The 22359-nt window shown below is 36.4% G+C and carries 26 protein-coding genes; 9 read left to right on the top strand and 17 right to left on the bottom strand.

The features are described 5' to 3' along the window. Window positions 1–253 precede the first annotated feature (253 nt). The 4 genes from FZ949_RS06895 to mscL form a co-directional block, all read right to left on the bottom strand. Window positions 254–1621: a multiheme c-type cytochrome gene (locus tag FZ949_RS06895; RefSeq protein WP_084040848.1), complete on the bottom strand. Its 1368-nt coding sequence runs from the start codon at window positions 1619–1621 to the stop codon at window positions 254–256. Window positions 1622–1630: 9 nt separating this feature from the next. Continuing rightward, window positions 1631–2203, bottom strand: a complete 573-nt coding sequence (locus tag FZ949_RS06890) for a cytochrome c3 family protein (RefSeq protein ID WP_084040850.1) — start codon at window positions 2201–2203, stop codon at window positions 1631–1633. Window positions 2204–2323: 120 nt separating this feature from the next. Further along, window positions 2324–2962, bottom strand: a complete 639-nt coding sequence (locus tag FZ949_RS06885) for a Crp/Fnr family transcriptional regulator (RefSeq protein ID WP_054196325.1) — start codon at window positions 2960–2962, stop codon at window positions 2324–2326. 100 nt (window positions 2963–3062) lie between these two features. Beyond that, window positions 3063–3467 carry a large-conductance mechanosensitive channel protein MscL gene (gene mscL, locus FZ949_RS06880; protein ID WP_084040854.1) on the bottom strand — a complete coding sequence of 135 codons (405 nt, stop codon included), beginning with the start codon at window positions 3465–3467 and terminating at the stop codon, window positions 3063–3065. A 145-nt stretch (window positions 3468–3612) separates the two neighbouring features. Here mscL and gltX point away from each other — a divergent pair, with 145 nt between their 5' ends. The 3 genes from gltX to FZ949_RS06865 are packed head-to-tail and all read left to right on the top strand — an operon-like array spanning window position 3613 to window position 6825. Beyond that, window positions 3613–4908, top strand: coding sequence for a glutamate--tRNA ligase (gene gltX / locus FZ949_RS06875; RefSeq protein ID WP_107952954.1), 1296 nt, complete (start codon window positions 3613–3615; stop codon window positions 4906–4908). Window positions 4909–4916: 8 nt separating this feature from the next. Beyond that, window positions 4917–5210 carry a YggT family protein gene (locus tag FZ949_RS06870; RefSeq protein WP_021090481.1) on the top strand — a complete coding sequence of 98 codons (294 nt, stop codon included), beginning with the start codon at window positions 4917–4919 and terminating at the stop codon, window positions 5208–5210. After that, window positions 5188–6825 (top strand): lytic transglycosylase domain-containing protein, encoded by a 1638-nt coding sequence (locus FZ949_RS06865; protein WP_107952953.1) that lies wholly within the window; start codon window positions 5188–5190, stop codon window positions 6823–6825. The genes FZ949_RS06870 and FZ949_RS06865 overlap by 23 nt, the downstream gene beginning before the upstream one ends. On the opposite strand, the gene FZ949_RS06860 is transcribed toward FZ949_RS06865, so the two are convergent. After that, window positions 6746–7225 (bottom strand): hypothetical protein, encoded by a 480-nt coding sequence (locus tag FZ949_RS06860; RefSeq protein ID WP_107952951.1) that lies wholly within the window; start codon window positions 7223–7225, stop codon window positions 6746–6748. The genes FZ949_RS06865 and FZ949_RS06860 overlap by 80 nt on opposite strands. Window positions 7226–7345: 120 nt before the next feature. Between FZ949_RS06860 and mobB the strand changes: the two genes are divergently transcribed. From mobB to FZ949_RS06835, 5 genes are read left to right on the top strand one after another with little or no spacing between them, the layout of a single operon-like run. Beyond that, on the top strand, window positions 7346–7825 hold the full coding sequence (mobB, locus tag FZ949_RS06855) for a molybdopterin-guanine dinucleotide biosynthesis protein B (protein ID WP_103579551.1): 480 nt from the start codon (window positions 7346–7348) through the stop codon (window positions 7823–7825). After that, complete coding sequence (locus FZ949_RS06850; RefSeq protein WP_234401479.1) at window positions 7825–8688, top strand: class 1 fructose-bisphosphatase; 864 nt, start codon at window positions 7825–7827, stop codon at window positions 8686–8688. Before mobB ends, FZ949_RS06850 begins: the two co-directional genes overlap by 1 nt. Further along, the gene (locus FZ949_RS06845; RefSeq protein ID WP_103579553.1) at window positions 8688–8906 is read left to right on the top strand and encodes a hypothetical protein; all 219 of its coding nucleotides are present in this window, start codon (window positions 8688–8690) and stop codon (window positions 8904–8906) included. The genes FZ949_RS06850 and FZ949_RS06845 overlap by 1 nt, the downstream gene beginning before the upstream one ends. A 15-nt stretch (window positions 8907–8921) precedes the next feature. Next, window positions 8922–10844: a methionine--tRNA ligase gene (gene metG, locus FZ949_RS06840; protein WP_103579554.1), complete on the top strand. Its 1923-nt coding sequence runs from the start codon at window positions 8922–8924 to the stop codon at window positions 10842–10844. Next, complete coding sequence (locus tag FZ949_RS06835; RefSeq protein WP_103579555.1) at window positions 10845–11828, top strand: ferrochelatase; 984 nt, start codon at window positions 10845–10847, stop codon at window positions 11826–11828. It abuts the gene before it with no gap. Here FZ949_RS06835 and ybeY read toward each other — a convergent pair. Continuing rightward, window positions 11817–12263: an rRNA maturation RNase YbeY gene (ybeY, locus tag FZ949_RS06830; protein WP_072594784.1), complete on the bottom strand. Its 447-nt coding sequence runs from the start codon at window positions 12261–12263 to the stop codon at window positions 11817–11819. The two genes, FZ949_RS06835 and ybeY, sit on opposite strands and share 12 nt — an antisense overlap. A 25-nt stretch (window positions 12264–12288) precedes the next feature. Between ybeY and queC the strand changes: the two genes are divergently transcribed. Continuing rightward, window positions 12289–13002: a 7-cyano-7-deazaguanine synthase QueC gene (gene queC / locus FZ949_RS06825; protein WP_258033379.1), complete on the top strand. Its 714-nt coding sequence runs from the start codon at window positions 12289–12291 to the stop codon at window positions 13000–13002. 221 nt (window positions 13003–13223) lie between these two features. Here the strand turns inward: queC and mrdA are convergent, their stop codons facing one another. From mrdA to FZ949_RS06770, 11 genes are all read right to left on the bottom strand, one after another. Then, complete coding sequence (mrdA, locus tag FZ949_RS06820; RefSeq protein ID WP_085657636.1) at window positions 13224–15062, bottom strand: penicillin-binding protein 2; 1839 nt, start codon at window positions 15060–15062, stop codon at window positions 13224–13226. Beyond that, window positions 15059–15550 (bottom strand): hypothetical protein, encoded by a 492-nt coding sequence (locus FZ949_RS06815; protein WP_148790275.1) that lies wholly within the window; start codon window positions 15548–15550, stop codon window positions 15059–15061. The genes mrdA and FZ949_RS06815 overlap by 4 nt, the downstream gene beginning before the upstream one ends. 1 nt (window position 15551) lies before the next feature. Beyond that, window positions 15552–16163, bottom strand: a complete 612-nt coding sequence (gene yihA, locus FZ949_RS06810) for a ribosome biogenesis GTP-binding protein YihA/YsxC (protein ID WP_148790274.1) — start codon at window positions 16161–16163, stop codon at window positions 15552–15554. Beyond that, window positions 16160–16636, bottom strand: a complete 477-nt coding sequence (gene lptA, locus FZ949_RS06805; RefSeq protein WP_072594780.1) for a lipopolysaccharide transport periplasmic protein LptA — start codon at window positions 16634–16636, stop codon at window positions 16160–16162. The genes yihA and lptA overlap by 4 nt, the downstream gene beginning before the upstream one ends. Beyond that, a complete protein-coding gene (locus FZ949_RS06800) occupies window positions 16609–17136 on the bottom strand; it encodes an LPS export ABC transporter periplasmic protein LptC (protein ID WP_021090489.1) in 528 nt (175 codons plus the stop codon). Before FZ949_RS06800 ends, lptA begins: the two co-directional genes overlap by 28 nt. Further along, complete coding sequence (locus FZ949_RS06795) at window positions 17127–17615, bottom strand: KdsC family phosphatase (RefSeq protein WP_021090575.1); 489 nt, start codon at window positions 17613–17615, stop codon at window positions 17127–17129. The genes FZ949_RS06800 and FZ949_RS06795 overlap by 10 nt, the downstream gene beginning before the upstream one ends. Beyond that, the gene (gene hisB, locus FZ949_RS06790) at window positions 17612–18187 is read right to left on the bottom strand and encodes an imidazoleglycerol-phosphate dehydratase HisB (protein WP_180998578.1); all 576 of its coding nucleotides are present in this window, start codon (window positions 18185–18187) and stop codon (window positions 17612–17614) included. The genes FZ949_RS06795 and hisB overlap by 4 nt, the downstream gene beginning before the upstream one ends. 15 nt (window positions 18188–18202) lie before the next feature. Further along, window positions 18203–19060 carry a septal ring lytic transglycosylase RlpA family protein gene (locus FZ949_RS06785; RefSeq protein ID WP_103579559.1) on the bottom strand — a complete coding sequence of 286 codons (858 nt, stop codon included), beginning with the start codon at window positions 19058–19060 and terminating at the stop codon, window positions 18203–18205. Next, a complete protein-coding gene (locus tag FZ949_RS06780; protein ID WP_103579560.1) occupies window positions 19047–20258 on the bottom strand; it encodes a lytic transglycosylase domain-containing protein in 1212 nt (403 codons plus the stop codon). The genes FZ949_RS06785 and FZ949_RS06780 overlap by 14 nt, the downstream gene beginning before the upstream one ends. Window positions 20259–20322: 64 nt before the next feature. After that, on the bottom strand, window positions 20323–21108 hold the full coding sequence (locus FZ949_RS06775; RefSeq protein ID WP_103579561.1) for a TatD family hydrolase: 786 nt from the start codon (window positions 21106–21108) through the stop codon (window positions 20323–20325). Beyond that, window positions 21105–22359, bottom strand: a 1255-nt coding sequence (locus FZ949_RS06770) for a GGDEF domain-containing response regulator (protein WP_148790288.1), incomplete at its 5' end; no start/stop codon positions are given. The genes FZ949_RS06775 and FZ949_RS06770, both read right to left, overlap by 4 nt.

Below are 22359 nucleotides of genomic sequence, written 5' to 3'. Positions count from 1 at the left end.
AATAAAAATTTATAAGAAAACTAAATACGAATGCTCCAATAATAATTCTCAAAAGTCCCAAAAATTATCCTTGTAAAAATAAAAAATTATATTTTATATTTTTAAATTTGTACTATAAAAATTAATATCTTACTTTTAATGTTATTAGTCTTAAAAATTGTATAGTTTTGAACGTATAAAAAATGATTTAAGTTGAGTAAATCTAATAGTTATTTAAGAAAGTAAGGTGGGAGAAAACCCACCTTATAAAGAATTATTTAACTTTACCAGTCTCAATTCTTTGTTTATAGATCTCACGAAGTTTTCTAATGTCGTTCTTAACTTCAAATACTCCATGCCAGTGTGAATAGTCAGGACCACCCATTAGAGCGCCTTGTCTCATACGGCGACCTTCGTGGTGCCACATATGATAGTAAACATCTTGGAATTCATCTTCCCAAGCGTCTGCGAGTAGTAAGTTTTTAGCTTTCAACTCTTCAAGCATCTTAGTTGCTTCAGCATTGTAAACGTTATAAAGCTCTACTTGCTTATCACCCATAATGAAGAAGTTATCTGTATGAGTTGATGTATGGCAAGCTTTACAAACTAGCTTCATCTCAGCTCTTGCTGCTTCTGGTCCATTTGGATGACCTGCAAGTGGCGTTCCTATGGTTAGTTTGCCAGTTTTTTCGTAAACAACAGCAGCTTGTTCATCACCAGCTGTTCTTAGCTTACTGCTGACGCCCCATAGGTTCCATTTTAGTCTTCTTGAAACATTGTGAGTTGTTGTTGTTTCACCAACACCACTCATGTGGCAAGCTGCACAAGTTGGAGCTCTAAAGTCTGGTACATCCCATGTATCAGGAGCAGCATCAAAATTCCATTTGTGAGCTTCGCTATTATAGATATGTCCGTGCATTGAGTTGTTAAAGATCTCAATATCTGGGTGATCAGGTCCAAGGTGGCAAGATGCACAAGCAGCTGGTTTTCTAGCTTCAGCTATGCTAAATGTGTGTGCGCTGTGGCATGATTTACATCCGCCTACGCCACCATCAGGATAAACATTACCTATACCGTAGTTTGGCCAAGTCTCTTTTGTAGGTTTGTGATCAGCGTCTAGTTTGATGACGGTTCCGTGGCACTGTGTACAACCAGTAGCGTCTGGAGCCATTTTGTATTCTGGATGATCCATACCTTCATAGTGATACATTAGTTTTACCATCGCAGGGTTAGCATACATTTGCATAGCACCTCTTGCGTGACCACTCTTAACAAATTCTTCAACCTCATTCTCGTGGCACTTAGCACAAGTTTTTGGGCTAACTAGCATTGATACGTGGTTGTTAGAATCTTTTGGATGCACCTTAACTGAAGCCATAGGATTATCTGCATTTACAGAGTGGCAATCCATACAACTTACGCCAACGTGAGCGTGGCGACTATTTTTCCAATCGGCAACTATGCCGGGTGTCTCTTTAGCGTGGCACTCAACACAGCTTTTTGATAAGTCTGACATTTTGTGAGCAACTTTAATGTTTTTTACAACATTAAGGTTTAAAGCATCAGATTTATTTGCATCCATGTTTGCGGCAAAGCCAAAAGACATTAGACAGGCTAATAACATTAGCGACTTTTTAAACATCTCTCCTCCTTACTTGGTTTTATTGTTTTCTTGTTTTTTAATTGCTTCAAATTTATCGATTTGTAGTCCTAAATTCTTGTGACCAACATGCTCGTGGCAGTCAACACATGATTTTTTATTAGGATTTCCAAGAACGAAATAATCTCTATGTGGTAAGAATGATTTACCAGCTTGAATAACATTTTTTAAATTTGAGTGGCAAGTCAAACATCCACTATCATAGACAAAGTGAGATGCATGCTCGCGTTTTTTACGCCAGTCGATCTTGTCTGTATCTGTAAAAAATGTCTTATAACCATCATTTATCGATACTTTAAGTTTTGTAAGTACATAGGTATAGGCACTTGTATGATTTAGGTGACAGGCTGAACATTCAGCTTTTATGCCAAGCTTGTTATTGCCGCCATGTGCATCTTCATGATATGCAGCATTCATAGGATCCATCGTGTGACAAATAGTACAGATGTAGCCACTACCAGTCGCGTGAAGTGCATCAGCAATACCCATAGACGCAATAAGTCCGATCACAATGCCGATAATAACAGATGACCAAACAAAAAATTTCTTCTTAACTTCAGCCAAAATCTCCTCCTGAATTTATCAATATATCGTAAATTTTTACGAAAATTTTAAGTGAATACTATCAAAAAATATATAAATTTTTTCTTTAAGTAAATAAAAATATTTATTTGATATTAACTTTCAATAAGAATAAATTTCTTGCAGTCCACCTACATCTTTTTCCAAAATTTGGTTCTTTTCGTCAAGTTTAACCAAACCATTTGTTTTAAATTTATTTAAAATCCTTGAAAAAGTTTCTGGAGTCATATTAAGTATTGATGAAATTTTTGTATGTTTTAGCTCATTAAATAAATCTTCATGATCTAAAATAAACCTAGCCACTTTTTCTTCTGAGCTTAAAATTAACTCTTGATGAAGTAGATTTGTTGTGATTCTTATCTTTTCAGACATTGATTTTAAAAATTTCATACAAATTTCTGGTTTTATTAAAAATTCTGCTGCAAATTTTTCATAATTTATCTTTAATACCTCGCCAGATATGGTAAAAATGGCACTAGCCGGGTAGACAATATTTTCAAAATTTACGACTTCAGCTACAAAATTCATAGGTGCTAACTGATGAATAAAAATTTCTTTTCCGTTTGCCGTGGTTTTATAAAGCTTAACAGAGCCGCTTATTAAAAATATTAACCATTTTGGCTCCTCACCTTCTATAAATAAAAATTCACCCTTTTTATGCTTTTTTACGACACTTATGGCTTCAAGTTTGGCTAAATCTTCTTCGTTTAAGCCTTGAAAAAATGGGATTTTCTCTATCATATTTTTACTCACTTTTTAAAATAAAAAACATTTTAGCATATAAAAATAAGATAAATTTTAATAGATTTTCAAAGGGAATTTTCCCTTTGAATTTATGAAATTATTTTTTAAGTAGATCTCTAATCTCAGTTAGAAGTGCAATGTCGGCTGGAGTTTCAGGCTCTGCTGGAGCTGGCTCCTCTTTTGGTAATTTATTTTTAAGTGTATTTAAAGCTTTGATAACGCAGAAAATGCAAAATGCAATTATTAAAAAATCAACCATTGTTTGTATAAATGAGCCATAGTTTATCGTAACAGCAGGTACGCCATCTACCGCTTCTTTTAGTGTAAGCTTAAGATCAGTAAAATTTACACCGCCAGTTAAAACGCCAACAACTGGCATGATAACATCACCAACTAGTGATGAAACGATCTTTCCAAACGCGCCACCTATAACAACACCAACTGCCATATCTATGACATTTCCACGCATCGCAAATTCTTTAAATTCGCTTATAAAACTCATTGTTTCTCCTAAAAATGTTAAATTTTTGTTCGGATTTTATTCAAGAAATGCTTTGCTTCGGCTAAAAAAATCAAATTACATAACTTTAAATTTATCAAGCTGGTGTTATAATCCAAACTCAAAATTTAACGTAAGGAATGAGCTTATGTATCGTTTTGCACCCTCTCCAACAGGAGATATGCACATAGGAAATTTACGTGCAGCTATTTTTAATTATATTTGTTCTTTGCAGGATAAAAGTGGTTTTATTTTACGTATAGAAGATACAGACAAAGAGCGAAATATTGAAGGAAAAGAGAAAGATATCTTAGAAATTTTAAGCAAATTTGGTATAAAGCCAGAGCAAATTTACATCCAAAGTGAAAATTTAAAATTCCACAGACAGCTAGCTTCAAAGCTCCTCATTGACAAAAAGGCCTTTGCTTGTTTTTGCACCGAAGAAGAGCTTGAGGCAAAAAAACAAAAAGCAAAAGAACAAGGCGTGGCATATAGATATGACGGCACCTGCGAGAGATTAAGTGACGCCGAAGTTTTAAACTGCGAGAAGCCATTTGTCATCCGCATGAAAAAGCCAACACGCACTATGAGCTTTACAGATGCGATCAAAGGCGAGCTAAGCTTCGAGCCAGACGCTGTTGATAGCTTTGTCATAATGAGAGCGGACAAAACTCCAACTTACAACTTTGCTTGTGCAGTTGATGATATGCTTGAAGGCGTGACCTTTGTCATACGTGGCGAGGATCACGTGAGCAATACACCAAAGCAAGATCTCATACGAGAAGGCCTTGGCTACACTGGCAAGATGAACTACGCGCATTTGCCTATCCTTTTAAATATAGAGGGTAAAAAAATGAGCAAACGCGAGAACGAATCAAGCGTAAAATGGCTTTTTGAGCAGGGATTTTTACCTGAGGCGATCGCAAACTATCTGATACTTCTTGGCAACAAAACTCCAACCGAAATTTTTACGATCGAAGATGCGGTAAAGTGGTTTGATATAACTAAAATTTCACGCTCACCTGCTAGATTTGACGTGAAAAAACTTGAGCAGATAAATAGAGAACACATCAAGCTTGCTTCAAAAGAGCGCATAAAAGAAATTTTTGGCGTAGATGAGAGTAAGGCTGAGTTAGTTAAATTTTACACTCAAGAGAGCTCTCTAGTGCCTGAGATAAAGGCAAAAGTTGAGGCTATATACTCACCAAAAATAGCTCCAGAAGAGTATAAAAACGAATTTGAGATCATCAAAAAAGCAGCTCGTAATTTAAAGGCATGCGAGAGCTTTGATGAGTTTAAAAAAGAGCTTATGAATGCTACAAATTTAAAAGGTAAAAACTTTTTCATGCCACTACGTGCGCTGCTTACAAACGACCTTCACGGCCCTGAGCTAAGCGAGCTCTATCCGCTCATCAAAGATGATCTAGCAAAAATTTTAATCTAGGAGCAAAAATGATACTTTCCACTCTATTTTCAGCGATTGCAAACATTTTGCACCTTATTATCACGGTCTATACTTGGGTCATCATCGCAGCAGCTCTGATTAGCTGGGTCAGGCCAGATCCTAGCTCGCCGGTCGTGCAGCTACTTTATAGGCTAACTGAGCCGGTTTATAGCTTTATTAGACGCTATATAAAAACAAATTTTAGTGGTATTGACTTTACTCCGCTTATAGTACTTTTAGCGCTTCAATTTTTAGATCAATTTTTAATAAGGCTTTTGTTTGGTTTTGCTGCGTCACTTTAGTATTCTCTCTCTTGCCTGTGTTGCTCTTTTGGGTAAAATTTACACCTACGAAGAGCTAAAAAAAGAGCCAAAAAGCCTAGCAAAAGACTACTACATCAACCGTCTTATTAACGAGGGCAGCTATACAAAAGAGCAGATCGCAGATCTTTCGCGTGATGTGTTTAGAAAAGCAGGCCTTGTTCAAAAATCAATCGATAAAATTTTACCTCCGAAAGCAGCTCCTAGCAAATGTCCTGGTATAAATGCAAAAAATATCACCCAGGCAAATCTAACCTGCCAAAATTTACTAACATCTATTGCTTTTAGCCTAAAGCTTGACAATCATACTCGTGAAATTTTAGCAGCCAATCTTGCAAAGACAAATCCAGAAAAATCAAAAATTTTACTCGCATTAAATGAAGTAAATCCGGCTAAAGCTTTTGCAAATTTAAATGATACAAAGAGCTTTCTAGAACTATTTAACGCCTCTAGCCCGCAAAATAAAAGTATACTTTTTAGCGAAAGCTTTGATGCAAATTTCATGACCAAGCTATACTCTCAAAAGGGCTTTACAAATTTATTAAACGATATTGTTCTTAATAAAAAATATGAAGGTTTTAGAAGAAATTTGCTAAGCATCGATCCAGCCATCACTGAGAAAAATGATGCTTTTACGCTTGGATTAAATGCCATTTTACTAGGACAAGACGATATCGCTTTTAGTCTTTTTGCAAGAGCCAAGAGTACATTTGAAAGAGCTTGGCAAAGAGACAATGCGACCTTTTGGCAGTACCAGATAAGTAAAAACGAAAGCTTTTTAAAAGAGCTAGGTGCCAGCAAGGATGCAAATATCTACTCGCTTTACGCAAGAGATTTGATCGGTGGCGAACCACTTGAAGTCATCGTGCCAAGGCCTAATAAGCAAAATATCGAAAATTTTGACGTGAGCGATCCGTTTTTATGGAACAAAACTGTAGCCCTTGCAAAAGATATGAATGCCACGCAAGCAAGCGAATTTGCGAAAAAATTTTATACAAATGAAAGCATTGGTGCCTATGCATACTTCATGCAAAAGGCGCATGGCTGGGAGAAACAATACTTTTTGATGCCAAGCTCTCCTGAGCTTGATGGCATCAGTAACGAGAGAAAGTCAATGATCTACGCTCTGGCTAGACAAGAGAGTCTCTTTATCCCAAGCGTAGTTTCTACTTCATACGCCCTTGGAATGATGCAGTTTATGCCATTTCTTGCAAATGCGATCGGTAAAAAAGAGCTAAAAATCCCAAATTTTGACCAGGATGATCTTTTTAAAACAGATATTGCATTTAAATTTGCAAACCATCACCTAAACTATCTTGATAAATTTCTCTATCATCCGCTCTTTACCGCATACGCGTACAACGGCGGTATTGGCTTTACTAAAAAGCTTATCACAAGAGATGATATGTTTAAAGAGGGAAAATTTGAGCCATTTTTATCGATCGAGCTTGTCCCAGTCGCAGAGACTAGAAACTACGGCAAAAAGGTGCTTGCCAACTACGTGATCTATATGGCGCTTACTGGTTCCAATATAAAGATTTCGCAACTTTTCGAAAATTTAACAAAACCGGCTTTGACTGATAAATTTCGAAACTAAGAGTGAGATCATCGCTTTGCTTGCTTGGTGCGGTCACTTCATAATAGAGCGCCCAAGGCATCGAAAATCCAGCAAATTTTAGCATCTTATCATTTTCATCAAGCATCCTTGCATTTGTGGCATTTGAGTCGTTGTTTACCTTGATATTATTTAGCTCACTAGCGTGCTCTTTTGGATTTATGGCCAGCAAAAAGTGCTCTTTGCTTGCATCTAAATCTGAGTTATAAATAGGATTTAGATAAGTTGCTACAATTAGCGTTCTATCAGTGCCATCAATGATCTCGCTCTTGCTTGTATAGGCCAAAAGCTCATTTTTTAACGGCTCATGCACGATTACTTTTTCACCAGCACAGCCAAATATCATCAAAATAAATACAAAAAACGATATAAATTTACTCATAAAAACTCTTAAATTTCTAAAATTTCTGCCATTTTAGCATTTTAATTTTTAAATTTCACTCATAAATTTTAAAGCCAACATAAGTTATAATCGCGAGAAATTTTAACAAAAAAGGTTCTTATGAAAAGACTTGCTATCGCTTTTTCTGGCCCTTCAAATAGCGGAAAAACGACTCTTATTTTAAAGGTAGCAAAAAAATTTATAGATGATGGTTTGAAAGTCGCGATAGTAAAACACGACCCGGGCGACAAGGCCAAATTTGACGTTGAGGGCAAGGATAGCTTTAAATTTTCACAAACTGGGGCAGATGTGGTAGTGATGAGTCCGACTAGAACAACTTATTTTTCACAAAATCCACAAGAAATTAGTGACGTCATTAAAATGCTAGGTGAGTTTGACATACTCTTAGTCGAGGGTTTAAAGACGCTTCCACTACCAAGATTAAGTGTTTTTAAAGATGAAATAGATGAAAAATATCTTAGCTTTTCAGATGCGATCGCAACATACAAAAAACAAATTCCTTACGAGATAAAAAATATAAATTTAGACGATATAGACGCTATTTGTGCGTGGATAATCAAAAATGCAAAGGCTGTATAATGCAAGAATTAAATCAAATTTTTAACGCCATAAAAGAGATCGCAAAAGAGATAAGCGAAGTGATAAAATACGCCGATCTTGGCTACACAACTCACGAAAACGCAACCGGCGACACACAGCTAAAGCTTGATGTCAAAAGCGATGAGATCATCACGGCGAAATTTAGTGAGCTAGACTGCGTAAAAGCGCTAATTAGCGAGGAAAAAGAGGATGAGTTAGAGATAAACAAAAATGCTAAATTTATCATCGCTTACGATCCACTTGATGGTTCAAGCCTAGTTGATGTAAATTTTGCCGTTGGCTCGATCTTTGGCATCTACGAAAATGAAGTAAAACCAGAAAAATTAATAGCCGCAGCTTACAGCATCTATGGTCCAAGACTTGAGCTTGTAATTGCTGAGAAAAAGGGCGCTTTGCCTAAATTTTATAGACTTGGTAAAGATGCCGAGTTTAAATTTGTAAAAGAGCTTGAGCTAAAAGAAAAGGGAAAGCTAAATGCCACGGGAGCCACGCAAAAAGGCTGGAGCCAAACGCATAGAAATTTTATAAACGAGCTATTCAACCAAGGCTACAGACTAAGATACTCAGGTGCGATGGTAAGCGACCTACATCAAATTTTGCTAAAAGGTGGCGGCCTTTTTAGCTATCCAGCAACGAGCGATCATCCAAATGGTAAGCTAAGAGTAGTCTTTGAAGTGTTGCCATTTGCCTTCATATATGAAAACGCAAAGGGCGCAACGACAAACGGCAAAAACCAAACACTTTTTGATATAAAAATAGAAAAAATTCACCAAACAACGCCATGCTTTTTTGGCTCACGTGATGAAATTTCTCTTTTGCATAAATTTTACGAGCAAAAATAATGCAAGAAACACAAGCAAACGAGCCACTTGACGCATTTGAGCTAGCCTTAAAGCAAAAAGCAAAAATTTTGCAAGAGTGCCAAAGCCAAAAAGGGCAAAAAAGTTGCTTTAACTGCGAAGTATTTTTTGACTGTGAGATAAGAAAAGAGTATGTAAATAGCTGCTATAACTCGATGTCAAAGGGCAATACTGGCAGCGATGGCGGATTTGATTTTTAAAATTAAAGGAAAAATATGAAAAAAAAAGCTTATATAACGACCCCGATATATTACGTAAACGATGTGCCACACATCGGCCATGCATATACGACTATCATCGCTGATACACTTGCTAGATTTAACCGCTTGCAAGGCAAAGAAACCTACTTTATGACTGGCACAGACGAGCATGGACAAAAGATCGAGCAAGCAGCACGTGCTAGAGGCAAGACTCCAAAAGAGTACGCCGACGAGATTAGCGCTAAATTTAGGTCACTTTGGGATGAGTTTGAGATAAGCTATGATCATTTTATAAGAACGACCGACGAAGAGCACAAACAAACCGTGCAAAATGTCTTTGAAAAGATGCAAGCAAATGGCGACATTTACAAAGGCGAATATGAGGGATTTTACTGCGTTAGCTGCGAGACATTTTTTAATCAAAGAGACCTGCTAGAAGACAATCACTGTCCAGACTGCGGCCGAGTGACGTCTTTAGTCAAAGAAGAGAGCTACTTTTTTAAGCTTTCAAAATATGAAGACGCGCTTTTAAAATGGTACGAAAATGACGAGCTTTGCGTCATCCCAAAAGGCAAGAAAAACGAGGTCGTAAGCTTTGTAAAAGGTGGACTAAAAGATCTTTCAGTAACTAGAACCAGCTTTGACTGGGGCATAAAGCTACCAAAGAGCGCAAACGATGAAAAGCACGTTATGTACGTCTGGCTTGACGCGCTTATAAACTACCTAACAACACTAGGATATTCAAGAGATGACGCTAGAATGGATCTTTGGCCATATACTACTCACATCGTTGGCAAAGATATTTTACGCTTTCACGCAGTTTACTGGCCGGCATTTTTGATGAGTCTTGGATTGCCATTACCAAAACATGTAGCAGCGCACGGCTGGTGGACCATAAATGGCGAAAAGATGAGCAAAAGTAAGGGTAATGTTATAAACCCAAGAGAGGTTGCAAATGCTTACGGACTTGAAAATTTCAGATACTTTTTGCTTAGAGAGGTGCCGTTTGGGCAAGATGGCGATTACAGCCAAAAGGCTTTGATCGAGCGCATAAATTCAGAACTTGGCAACGGACTTGGCAACCTGCTAAGCCGCATTATTGGCATGAGCGCAAAGTATAGCGACTATAAAATCGGCTCAAAAGATGTGCTCAAATTTCACAAAGCTGAGCTTGATGAAGCAAAAGGCTACCTTGATGAAGCTATAAAAAATTTAGAAATTTTAGCAACAAATCGCTATTTAGAGGATCTTTGGAAGGTCGTAACGCTTGCAAATGCAGCCGTTGCGAAGTATGAGCCATGGTTACTTGTAAAAGCTGGCAAAACTGACGAGGCAAACGCGCTTGTGGCACTTTGCGCAAATTTACTTGCAAAAGTGGCGATACTGCTTAGTCCAGCCATGCCAAAAACTTGTGCTAAGATAGCTGACACGCTTAGCTTTAGCATAGACACAGCATCTTATGAAAGCCTTGTTTTGAAAAATGAAATTTCAAATTTTGTGGCAAAAGCTACCGAGCCACTTTTCCCAAGAATAGAAAAAGAGCTAATGAGCGAGGCAAATGAGCCAAAGGTTGAGGTAAAAGCTGAGCCAAAAGAGGAGAAAAAAGAGGACGAAATCATTAGCATTGATGACTTTGTAAAGGTGGTAATAAAAGTAGGTGAAGTACTCGAGTGCGAGAGAGTCGAGGGTAGTGAGAAACTGCTTAAATTTAAGATAGATCTTGGCGAGGAGCAGCCGCGTCAAATTTTATCTGGCATAGCAAAATACTACGAGCCTAGCTCGCTTATCGGCAAGCAAGTTTGCGTTTTAGCAAATTTAAAAGAGCGAACGATGATGAAAAAATATGTCTCTCAAGGCATGATCCTAAGCGCATCTGATGGCTCGCTAACGCTTCTTGGTACGCAAGGTAAAGTTAAAAACGGTGCGATCGTTGGCTAAATGACAATAGAAAATTTAACTCGTCTAATAAATGCCGAGGCTCTAAATGCACCGACGATAACTAGCGTAAGCGAGTTTGTTTTTGAGCTAAAGCATGTAAGACGTGGCTTTGCGTATATTTGCTTAAACGCGAACGATAGCGACATAGAAACAGCGATTAAACAAGGTGCATACGCCATAATTAGCGAAGATAATGTGCCAATTATCGACAAAGAGATCGCCTTTTTAAAAGTTAGTAGCTTACAGACCGCCATGATAAAGCTCATGAGATTTGAGGCTACTCATAAAGATTTAAAATTTTGCGCCGTAAATCCTTTTATAAATGACTTTTTAGAAAAATCAAAGCTTGGCTCTAACGCACATGTCATGTCAAAAAATATCACTGAGCTTTTTAATCAAATTTTTCACGCAAAGGTCTTTGATATCTTTTTTGGCGATGATACAAGAACACTTCAGCGCATATCACCTCTTTTTGAGACCATTTACACAGATACTACTATGCACGAGATAAATCCAAGCTCGATCTTTTTTACAAATACGGTCTTTAAGCAAACATACTATCAAAACTTAAACATACCACGAGTTTTTGCTGGGATGTTTTATGGGCTTTTAAAATTTCTTGATAGCAATAAAATTTCATTTAAGCCTTACGAAGGTAGGATTCACGGGCATTTTGACCCGATTTTTATAGATAAAAATTTTATTCCTACTAGTTTTGGAAATAGCTTTAGAGCCATAATTACTGAAAGCGATGAAGATTTATTCATAAGCCAAAGTATATTTTTAAATAAAAAATTTAGCCCTGATGAGATAAAAATTTGCTTGCCAGAAGGCTCGTTATTAAAAGTACAAAATGCAATCTACTTTAAAAATTTAAGCGAGATAAAAAAGCTTAAAAATTTTATCTATATATTGATTTTATGCCAAAAAGAGGAGCTTTTAGAAGAGCTTCACAAAACATCTGAAGAAAATCTACTCTTTTAAATTTTTATTATTTATAAGATCGATTAGCCTAACATCCTCGCTTCTTACGATTAGACTTTTAGGCAGCTCAAATTTCTTGATAACCTCGCACTCTTTCTCTCTCATTTCGCCATCATCTTTTTCATGATCAAATCCCAAGATATGAAGTAATCCATGCGTAAAAAGTAGTGCGGTTTCGGCCTCTTCACTATGATTTAGCTCAGTTGCTTTCTCTTTTACCATATCTTTGTTTATAACGATTGAGCCAAGTGGGGCGTGAATGACAAGCTCAAGCGGAAAGCTTAAAACGTCTGTCGTTTTATCGATGCCCCGCTCAGTTTTATTTAGTTCTCTCATTTCTTCTTTATCGACAAAGACTAGCTCGATTTCTCCTAGTGTCAAATATTCACAAATTTCATCTAAAATTTTTGGATAGCTCTCTTCACAAAGTATCATTTTAGGCTCTTTCCTTAGTAACTTTTTGTATAATTCTAGCAAAAATAAAAGGCAAAATATGAAAAAAGCAGTTTGTATAATGAGCGGCGGTATGGATAGTACGCTTTGTGCTGTAATGGCAAAAAGGGCTGGATATGATATCGTAGCGCTTCATTTTGACTATAGCCAAAGAACGATGAAACGTGAAAAACGTGCATTTAACGAAATTTGTGAAAGATTAGGCATTACAAAAAAGATGAGTTTGGATGTTAGCTTTATTGCCCAAATAGGCGGAAATTCTTTGACTGATGAAAGCTTGCAAATAAGAAAAGATGGAGTAGAAAAAGACGTACCAAATACCTATGTACCTTTTCGAAATGGCATTTTTATCTCGGTCGCTGCCGCACTTGCTGAAAAAGAAAATGCACAAGCTATCTATATCGGAGTCGTAGAAGAAGATAGTTCAGGCTATCCTGACTGCAAAGAAAGCTTCATAAAAAGCATAAACGAGGCTATAAATTTAGGCACATCGCCTAGTTTTTCGTGTGAGATAATTACTCCACTTGTAAATTTAAGCAAGGCTGACATCGTAGCAAAATCGCTTGAGCTTGGCTCGCCACTAGAGCTAACCTGGAGCTGCTACGAGAGCGGGGACGAGGCATGCGGACTTTGCGATAGCTGCAGGCTAAGGCTAAATGGCTTTAAAAAGGCAAACGCCACTGATAAAATCGCATATAAAAATCAAAAATTTTCCTTATGATCCTCTAAAAGTGGCAAATTATTAAGCAAGAGCATTTAACGAATTTAAAGATATATCAACGCTTAGACTCTTGCTAGCTACCAAAAACATAAATTCTCAGTCAACCTTGCCAAAATTTAATAAGGAGGATTAAAAAGTAGTTGATAAATTTAGCTAAAAACGCACTAAGCACAAGGTAAAAATTTTAAGTAAGTAGTTGCTACCACGGCTTTTTAGTGATCTTATTTTTTCTTATTATCTTGTTTTTTATTTTGATCGCTTTGGATTTTTTCTAAATTTATATATCCCATTTCAACGAGTTTATTATAAATTTGAGCGATTTTTGGCCCAGCCGCACTTCCGCCATGGCCACCATGCTCGATAACCATTGTGATGACGTATTGCGGATCTTCATAAGGCGCATATGTAGTCATCCATGCATGGGATCTTTGCAAATACGCCATATCCTCTTCTTTCATACGTTTCTTTTCAGTTTGAGAAATTCCAACGACCTGGGCAGTACCAGTCTTTGCGGCAACTTTAACTAGGCTTCCAATAAAATGCCTATTTGCCGTTCCTCTTGGGTGATTTGCCACTTCATACATTGCATGCCTAATGGCTGGTAACTGCGACTTCTCAAACGGCGTAAAAGCATCATCTGTTGGTGTAAAATCAACATCCTTGTCATCAATGCTCTTTAAAAAATGTGGAGTCACATTTAACCCAGTTGCAAGGCCTGCTGTATATTTTGCCACTTGCATAGGCGTGACCAAGAAATTTCCCTGTCCGATAGAGGTGATGAGGGTCTCGCCTTGAAACCACGCTTTACCATACTTCCTCATCTTCCACTCTCTACTTGGCAAAGTCCCCACAAACTCATTTGGCAAATCAACCTCGGTTTTTCTACCAAAACCCATACGTTCAAGTATCGGCACAATAGCGTCTATGCCTATCTTTTGACTACCTTTATAAAAATAATCATCACAGCTCTCTCTAATTGCCGTATTCATATTAACATTTCCATGTCCGTGAGAGTTCCAGCAGCGAAATTTACGTCCTCCAAGCTCATACGAGCCACTACAAAAAAAGCTATCGTATTTACTCATGCCATTATCCAAAAACGCAAGTGCCATACCCATTTTTACGACCGAACCTGGCGGATAAAGGCCGTTTATTAGCTTGTTTGTAAAAGGGTGATCGACGTTTTTTACAAGCTCTTCCCATTCAGGCTGAGAAATTCCAAGTACAAATGGATTTAGATCGTACTCTGGAAAGCTACCAGCAGCTATGATAGCACCATCTTTTAGACTCATAACGATAACGCTTCCTGCATCCTTACCAAAGACATCAGCCACAAACTGCTGAAGCTCGAGATCGACTGCAAGCTTGATATTTTGACTTTGTGGTGCTTGATAGCTTATCTGCTCGATCTCTTCATTTAAGGCATTTACCTTTATCTTTTTAAATCCCTGAATTCCTTGCAAGATCGGATTATAAAACCGCTCCACGCCACTTCTTCCGATATAATTTGTAAGCTTTGTCAAAGGATCATTATCCATATCTTTTTGATTTGCCCTACCGACATAGCCGATGATGTGAGAAGCCAGATCGTTATATGGATAGTGGCGTTTTGAAGCGGGTCTTATCTCTAAATTTTCACGCAAAGAAAGTGATGCAAAAAATGGTAAAAATTTATCATAATCAATAAATTCGACCACATTTATAAAATCCTGGTTATAAGCTGAGTCATTTTTTATGTATTCATTTTTAAGCTTTGTGACATTTAGATCACTAAATAGTGAGCCAATGTAAGCTAGCTCATCATCTAAAATTTTTACCTTTTTATTAGCACTTAAATGAGGTCTAATGGATACTGAAAAGCCAAGACGATTAACAGCCATTGGCTTATCATGTGCGTCAAAAATGATGCCCCTAACTGGCGGAATATAAATAGTCTTTATCGCGTTTTGCTCCGCGATCTCGTTGTAGTAGGTATTTGAGTTTATGCTTAGGTGATAAATTCGTCCCAAAAGTATAATCCAAAAAAGAGCGATTACACTAAAGACGATGCGCATTCTCATAGCACTTTATCCCTAAAAAGAACGATAGCAAGGATACTTTCAAATGCTATAAAAAATAGATATTCAGACGAAAGTGTTAAATTTTGCTCATTTAAAACGTAAGCAAATAGATTATTTACAAGAAATGTTAAAGTATATCCAGCTGCTACAAAGATGATAAGTAGACAGTTTCGCCACTTCATCGTGGTATATAGCCAGTCTAAAATAAAATTATAAAAAAGCAAAAATGCAATAATCGTTGAAAAAAGATGAAATCCATGAATTTGCTCAGCAAATATTATAAAAATTATCGCAAAGTACCAATTGTGCTTAAACTCGTCGTATTGCTTTTGTTTTCTTGAATACTCCAAAATCATATAAGTAAAAAAAATACCAATGAGTGGCGGCAAAAAGCCAAATTGCGTAGTTGCGATCTCGTATGAGAATAAAAAAACAGCCCACCAAAATTCTTTAAAAATTTTAATATCTAAGCTGCTTATGGTTTGCATTTTATCTACCAAGAGCGTTATTTATGATAGCTTCTCTAGCCTTTTCGATACCGCTTTTATTAAGAGTTGAGACCAAGATGCCGCTTGGATCAAATTTCATTACCGCACTCTTTTGGCTTTGATTTAGCTTATCGCTTTTTGTATATAAATTTAAAATTTTCTGATCAGCTCTTAAAAAGCTTTTTAGATAAGCATCCACATTTACGTCTATGTCTAAATCAAAATGTCTAGCATCAATTAGGTGTATAAAAAGTCTAATGTCGCTTCTAAATTTCAAAAACTCATCTAAATTTTTACGCCATTCATCATGCTTTGACTTTGCCACTTTTGCATAGCCAAAGCCTGGCAAATCAACCAAAATAAGCTTAAATTTATCTTTTTCGCCCTCTTCTTTTTCCTCACAAAACTCGGCCTCAAAAAAATTTATAAGCTGAGTTTTACCAGGAGTCGATGAGCTTTTGGCTAGATTTTTTTGATTTACAAGTGTATTTATGAGGCTGCTTTTACCAACATTTGATCTGCCTAAAAAGACGACTTCGCTTGTTACGAAGCTTGGGGCCTCTTTTATACTTGGACTTGATGTGATAAATTTAGCACTTAGTGGCCTTATCACTTATCTTTTTCCTCTACCTGAAAGATAAATTTAACAGGTTTTTTCTCATCACTGTTTACACTATATGTGCCATCTTTTTGATTAACAACGATCTTTTCGCCATAAACATTCTTATCAGTTTCTACTTCATGCAAATAGCCATTTCCACTAACAGTATAGATCTGTTTTGCTGGCTCGTATGTAAGAGTATTTCCTTTGCCGTCGTAGTGCTTATCTTTTATAAAAATTTTTGCTCTAGCATTGCCAGTGGCCACATATTTTATAGGTTGGCGTTTTTTGTCAAAATAGACGACCACTTTATCTGCCTTAAGCTCATCAAATGAACCCTTTTTGATATTTACATTACCTATAAATTCACTAGTTTGCTTATTCTCATCTGCAAAAAAATCATTTGATGTAATTTCAACTTGCTCTGCATTTAAAAATGTAAAACCCAATATCACCGCTAAAATCGCTGATTTTCTTCTACCCATGCCCTTAACCCTTTTACCTGCGTTTGTTTTTTAGCAAGATCATAGCTTCCACTCTCACCCAGCGCCTTATCATTATTTCTTATGAGCGTGAAATTTGCTTCAGATCTTACTATTTTTGTTTTTGTTCCATATATCACTTCGTCACTTATAAATCTCAAACTATCGTTGTTTTCATAGTTTGCATTCTTTTGAAAGATGATTTCGTCATTTTGTGAGATTGCTTTGTCTGAGCTTAGAAAATGTTTTAAATTTCCTCTTAAAATTTTTGCTTTAAAACTCAAAAATTCATCTTTATCATTGTATCTATTTAGCTCATCAGCCTCGTAGACTCCGCTTATTTTCGTGGAATTTATCTCATAATCTATCACGTCATTTATCTGCATATTTGATATCTTTGTATCAATCTTTAAAACATTTGCAAGATATGGATCTTGGGCCGCCAAAAATATCATCACGACACTAAAAATAGCCACAACGAAGTAGAAAATTTTTACAACCAACGCTTAGACCACTCGTCATATAAATTTTCTGATTTTATAATAAGCTCGATCATCTCTCTAACCGCGCCATTGCCACCTTTGTGCTTTAGTTTTGTCTTTACATCAAGCTCTTTTATCGCATCTTTTGGCTTAAAGCTCCAAGCAACTGCATTTAAAATTTTATAGTCATTGTAGTCATCGCCTATAGCTGCTGCGTTTTTAAAGCTAAGCCCTTCAAATTTTAATATCTCACTCGCCACTTCAAATTTATTACCAACACCTTGATAGACGTGATTTATCTTTAGATCTTCAGCCCTTCGCTCAACGATGGCTGACTTTCTGCCAGTAATGATAGCTACTTTTTTGCCAAGCTTTAGCCAGCTTTCTATCGCGTAGCCATCTTTTACATCAAAAAATTTAAGCTCTTCACCATTTGCATTGTATATGATCTTGCCATCGGTCAGGCAGCCATCAACATCTAAAAATATAATCTCTATCATAAAACGCCTTTTGTGCTTGGTGTGCCTATCCTTGCGTTTTTAGCAAGTGCTCTACGAAGTGCTACGGCAAATGATTTAAACGTTGCTTCGATGATGTGGTGAGTGTTTTTACCGCGAATTTGATTTAGATGAAGCGTGATACCAGAATTTATAGCAACTGCCCTAAAAAATTCCTCCACAAGCTCAGTGTCAAACTCCCCTACTTTGGCATTTTCATTAAAATTTTCATAGACAAGGTAGGCTCTGTTGCTAAGATCTAGCGCACAAAAAACAGCAGCTTCGTCCATAACGACGCTTACCTCACCAAATCTCTCAACGCCACTTAAAGGATACAAGGCCTCTTTTAAAAGCTGACCCAAAACTATGCCGACATCCTCAACGCTATGATGAAAATCCACATAGGTATCGCCCTTGCATGAAATTTCAAGATCGAGCAAAGAGTGCTTAGTAAATGCCTCAAGCATATGATCAAAAAAGCCTATGCCAGTATCTATCTTTGCAACACCAGAGCCATAAATTTTAAGCTTCATTGAGATTTGTGTCTCTTTTGTATTTCTAGTTAGTTCTAAAATTTCTTCTCTCACGCCCTAACCTCTTACTATAAATGCACCTTGGAATTTACCGCTTCTTGCATAATCCCTAGCCTCGTCCTCACTTCTAAAGCCATTTAAAAATACTCTATAAATGGTAGATCCATCTATAGTAAATGTCTTAACTACCGACTTATAGCCATCTATACTTTGATGCTCTCTTTGATATCTGTTTGCGCCCTCAAGGTTTTTAAATGAGCCAATTTGCACCATAAAATCTCCACCTACGACTCGTTGCTCTGACGAAATAATAATGCCTCCAGTTGGAGCTGTCGGAGAGACTGGATTTGGCACTTTTATACCAGTGCTTGTTGGTTTTACTTGAGTGTTAATGCTAGCAACAGCATTAATATCTTCATTAAAGCCTATGACTTCCATACTGACTGGAGCTGTGCCTGTACCGATAATATCAAGTTTAGTTGCAGCTGCCTTTGAAAGGTCTAAAACTCTATCAGCCACAAAAGGTCCACGATCATTTACACGAACAATGACGCTTTTTTGATTTCTTAAATTTGTTACTTTAAGGATCGTATTCATCGGCAAAGTTTTGTGTGCTGCAGTCATGTTGTACATATTATAAATTTCGCCGTTTGAGGTTGTTTTACCATGAAAATTTGGACCATACCAGCTTGCTGTGCCACTTGCCCTATCACCCACACTTACAACGGTTGGGTAGTATGTTTTGCCATTTATCGTATAAGGTCTCATTGTTGCTTTTTGGATAGAAGCTGAATTGTTGCCCTTTACATTAGTTGGACCACTTGGTGTAAATGGTGCCCCGCTCCAAGAGCAACCAGTAACTAGAAGAGTAAAACTTAGTCCTATATAAAATTTTAGGCTCTTATGGTATGACAATATTTGCTCCAACATTTAAATTTGAACTAGCAAAAGAATTTGCATCTTTTAAATCTTTTTCGCTCACATTAAATTTTTTAGATAAAGAAGCTATTGTATCACCAGTTTGGACTATATAGTTTTGAGATTTATTTTGGGCGGAAAATGGAATAATTAGTTTTTGATTATAGCTTACGGCATTTGTGCTAAGCTCATTATAATCTTTAATCGCTCTATGACTAACACCTGTTTTTTTAGAGATAGAAAGTAGTGTTTCGCCTTTTTTTACAACATAGGCATAAAAATTATTTTTACCATTAAATGGCTTGAAATTTTCTGCAAAAAGCTGTTTTTTATTTTCAGGAATATAAACATAATAATCTTTTAGAGTTGGTGGAGTAAATACAAATTTTAAATGCGGGTTGTTATTTTTCATCTTTTTTGTACTAAGACCGATACTATCGCCTATTTGAGCCAAATTTGTACCGCCTGGAACTTTTACTTTTACAAGCTTAAGGCCACCATTTATATTTAATAAAGATGAATCTTTAGACATCAAGAAGTCTGCGTCTTTTGCGGTATATGCTGCTCTTAAAATTTTAATAACAAAATTTCTAGTTTCGGCTGGAAGGTATTTTTTCTCCGCGTCAAGAAGCGTTACAAGGTCATCTGTACCGGCTTTTTGTATAGCTCTTTTTAAGGCTCCATCGCCGCAGTTATAGGCCATAGCTGCTAGATACCACTTACCAAATTGATTTTTAAGTGACTTTAGATAATTTGTTGCTGCAATAGTAGACTCTACTGGATCTTTTCTCTCATCGACATACTGTCCTACCTTTAGACCATGCAGTCTAGCCGTTTGCTCCATAAACTGCCACATGCCAGTAGCTTTTGCGTTTGAGACTGTGTGATTTGAAAAGCCTGATTCTATCATAGCTAGATAAAAGAATGACTCAGGTACGCCTGATTTTTTGATCTGCTCTTTTACCATCGGTATATACATATAACCATTTTTTAGGGCTTCTGTAAATGTTTCAAGTTGTGATTGTTTGATACCTTGCCTCATCTTTACATAGTGAGAAGTCTTCATAAAGCTAGCGTCAATATCTAGCTCTTTTAAAATTTTTACCTGAGTGTCGTATGAGCTCTTTTCAGGTGTATTTGCTAGTAGCAAGGTACTACATGCAAACATTAAAAATATTTTAAGCATTGCTTTCATTTCTATCCTTTTTCGTGTCAAAACTTAAGATGCTAGCATCTTAAACAAGTGCAATACCCAAAATTTAAGCAAAGCACTTAAACAACCTTTTGGCATTATTTGAAGTTTTTTCACAAACAACTTCAAACTCAAGGTTTAAAATTTCAGCTATCTTTTTAGCAACAAATGTCGTAAACGCCGGCTCATTTCTCTTGCCGCGATTTGGTTCTGGCGTGAGATAAGGAGCGTCAGTTTCAATAACTATCCTGTCAAATGGGGTTTTTGGCAAAATTTCGACTAAATTTTTAGCATTTTTAAATGTTAAAACACCGCCTATGCCAAAGTAAAAATTCCCAAATTTACAAAGCTCTAAAAGAAGTGGTGAAGCATTATAACAATGCAAAATCGCTCCAGCTTCAAGCTTTGGTGCATACTCTTTTAAGATATTAAAAGAGTCCTCATTAGCCTCCCTAATGTGAAGAATAACGGGTTTTTTTAACTCAACAGCCAAATCAAGTTGAGCTAAAAAAATACGTTTTTGATCCTCTTTTTCTTTTATCTTTTCGTTTTCATCTTTTGGTAAGCGAAAGTAGTCAAGACCACATTCACCAATCGCCACACACTTTTCATCTTTGGCAAAATTTCTTAAAATTTCAATACTAAAACTCTCTTTATCATATGGATGAACTCCAGCGGCAAAGAAAATGTCAGAATTTTCATGCGCTATTTTAGCCGCTTTTGGTAAATCATTGATATCAGCTCCCGGGATAATAAAGCCTTTTAGCCCTAAATTTCTAGCTTCATCTAAAATTTTATCAAGGTCAGGATCATAAACTTTACTATCTAAATGACAATGCGTATCTATAATCATAAAGCTATTTCTACTCTGTTTCTACCATTTTCTTTTGCGGTGTAAAGTGCTGAATCGCAAGCCTCAAGCATATCGTCTATCTCGCAATGCCCATTGCCAAAAGATACACCTATTGATATAGTAACTTTTACTTTTTCCTTTTTTATAGTTACTTCATTTTCAGCTACTTTGGCTCGTAAATTTACAAAAAATTTAACAGCTTCTTCTTTATTTATTTTTTTAAGGACAACGCAAAATTCTTCGCCGCCAAATCTAGCAACGATATCGCTTCCTTTTGTATTGTCATTTAAAATTTTTGCGATTGATTTTAGTACCTTATCTCCGCCATCATGGCCATATTTATCATTTATCTTCTTAAAATAATCAACATCAATCATTGCAAAAGCATAAGGCTCATTGGTCTCTTCAGCTGCTTGAACATACTCTTCTACGTCAGAATAAAAAAATCTTCTATTATAAACTCCAGTCAAGAAGTCACGATTTGCAAAATTTGCTATCTTGTTTATATTTTCCATAGCTTCAATCGTATTATTAACACGACATATTAACTCTTCTTTTGAAAATGGTTTTGCTATAAAATCGCTCGCACCATTTTTTAAAAATATTGATGCGTCAGTCTTTTCGCTAGGAGATGTCATAACGATTACGCCAAGACTATTTTTATCTTTTTCTTTTCTAACCTCTTTTAAAACTTCAAAGCCATCTTTTACTGGCATTCTATAATCAGTTATTATAAGATTTATATCAGGATTATCTGCAAAATAACTCATTGCCTCTTCGCCATGAGCCGCGGCCAAAACTTTAAACTGAAGGCTAGTTAATATCTTTTTTATCATATTTCTAAAAGGGAGTGAGTCTTCAACAACCAAAACCTTGTATTGTCTATTTTTACTCAGTCTATTTATCATTTGAAAGATATAGTTGATATCGTCCATATTTCCTTTATAAACATAATCAACAATATCTTTATTTATAAAATTTTGCCTTGTTTCATCGTCAATGCTACCTGTTAAAACGATAGCCGAAAGCCCTTTGGAAAGTGCATAATCAACGATCTCACCATTTGGGGCATCTGGCAAATTTAAATCCAAAATAGTCATAAAATAATCTTTGTCATGCTCGCTAATTAATGTCTTAGCCTCGGCAAAACTGTATGCGACATCAATTGTCATATCATCAATAGTCTTTTCCATTTGCATAACAATCAGCTTTGCTAACGCCTTATTATCATCAACTACAAGGATTCTTTCC

It is taken from the genome of Campylobacter concisus, from assembly GCF_902460545.1.
Taxonomy (GTDB): Bacteria; Campylobacterota; Campylobacteria; order Campylobacterales; family Campylobacteraceae; genus Campylobacter_A; species Campylobacter_A concisus_AE.
The sequence above is the reverse complement of the archived record's forward strand: the minus strand, read 5'-3'. Positions and strand labels throughout refer to the sequence as shown.

Bases quoted from the DNA above. Each gene is read 5' to 3' on its own strand.
- FZ949_RS06895 (WP_084040848.1), bottom strand. From the start codon at position 1,621: ATGTTTAAAAAGTCGCTAATGTTATTAGCCTGTCTAATGTCTTTTGGC.
- FZ949_RS06885 (WP_054196325.1), bottom strand. From the start codon at position 2,962: ATGATAGAGAAAATCCCATTTTTTCAAGGCTTAAACGAAGAAGATTTA.
- mscL (WP_084040854.1), bottom strand. From the start codon at position 3,467: ATGAGTTTTATAAGCGAATTTAAAGAATTTGCGATGCGTGGAAATGTC.
- gltX (WP_107952954.1), top strand. From the start codon at position 3,613: ATGTATCGTTTTGCACCCTCTCCAACAGGAGATATGCACATAGGAAAT.
- FZ949_RS06870 (WP_021090481.1), top strand. From the start codon at position 4,917: ATGATACTTTCCACTCTATTTTCAGCGATTGCAAACATTTTGCACCTT.
- FZ949_RS06860 (WP_107952951.1), bottom strand. From the start codon at position 7,225: ATGAGTAAATTTATATCGTTTTTTGTATTTATTTTGATGATATTTGGC.
- mobB (WP_103579551.1), top strand. From the start codon at position 7,346: ATGAAAAGACTTGCTATCGCTTTTTCTGGCCCTTCAAATAGCGGAAAA.
- FZ949_RS06850 (WP_234401479.1), top strand. From the start codon at position 7,825: ATGCAAGAATTAAATCAAATTTTTAACGCCATAAAAGAGATCGCAAAA.
- FZ949_RS06845 (WP_103579553.1), top strand. From the start codon at position 8,688: ATGCAAGAAACACAAGCAAACGAGCCACTTGACGCATTTGAGCTAGCC.
- metG (WP_103579554.1), top strand. From the start codon at position 8,922: ATGAAAAAAAAAGCTTATATAACGACCCCGATATATTACGTAAACGAT.
- FZ949_RS06835 (WP_103579555.1), top strand. From the start codon at position 10,845: ATGACAATAGAAAATTTAACTCGTCTAATAAATGCCGAGGCTCTAAAT.
- ybeY (WP_072594784.1), bottom strand. From the start codon at position 12,263: ATGATACTTTGTGAAGAGAGCTATCCAAAAATTTTAGATGAAATTTGT.
- mrdA (WP_085657636.1), bottom strand. From the start codon at position 15,062: ATGAGAATGCGCATCGTCTTTAGTGTAATCGCTCTTTTTTGGATTATA.
- FZ949_RS06815 (WP_148790275.1), bottom strand. From the start codon at position 15,550: ATGCAAACCATAAGCAGCTTAGATATTAAAATTTTTAAAGAATTTTGG.
- lptA (WP_072594780.1), bottom strand. From the start codon at position 16,636: ATGGGTAGAAGAAAATCAGCGATTTTAGCGGTGATATTGGGTTTTACA.
- FZ949_RS06795 (WP_021090575.1), bottom strand. From the start codon at position 17,615: ATGATAGAGATTATATTTTTAGATGTTGATGGCTGCCTGACCGATGGC.
- FZ949_RS06780 (WP_103579560.1), bottom strand. From the start codon at position 20,258: ATGAAAGCAATGCTTAAAATATTTTTAATGTTTGCATGTAGTACCTTG.
- FZ949_RS06775 (WP_103579561.1), bottom strand. From the start codon at position 21,108: ATGATTATAGATACGCATTGTCATTTAGATAGTAAAGTTTATGATCCT.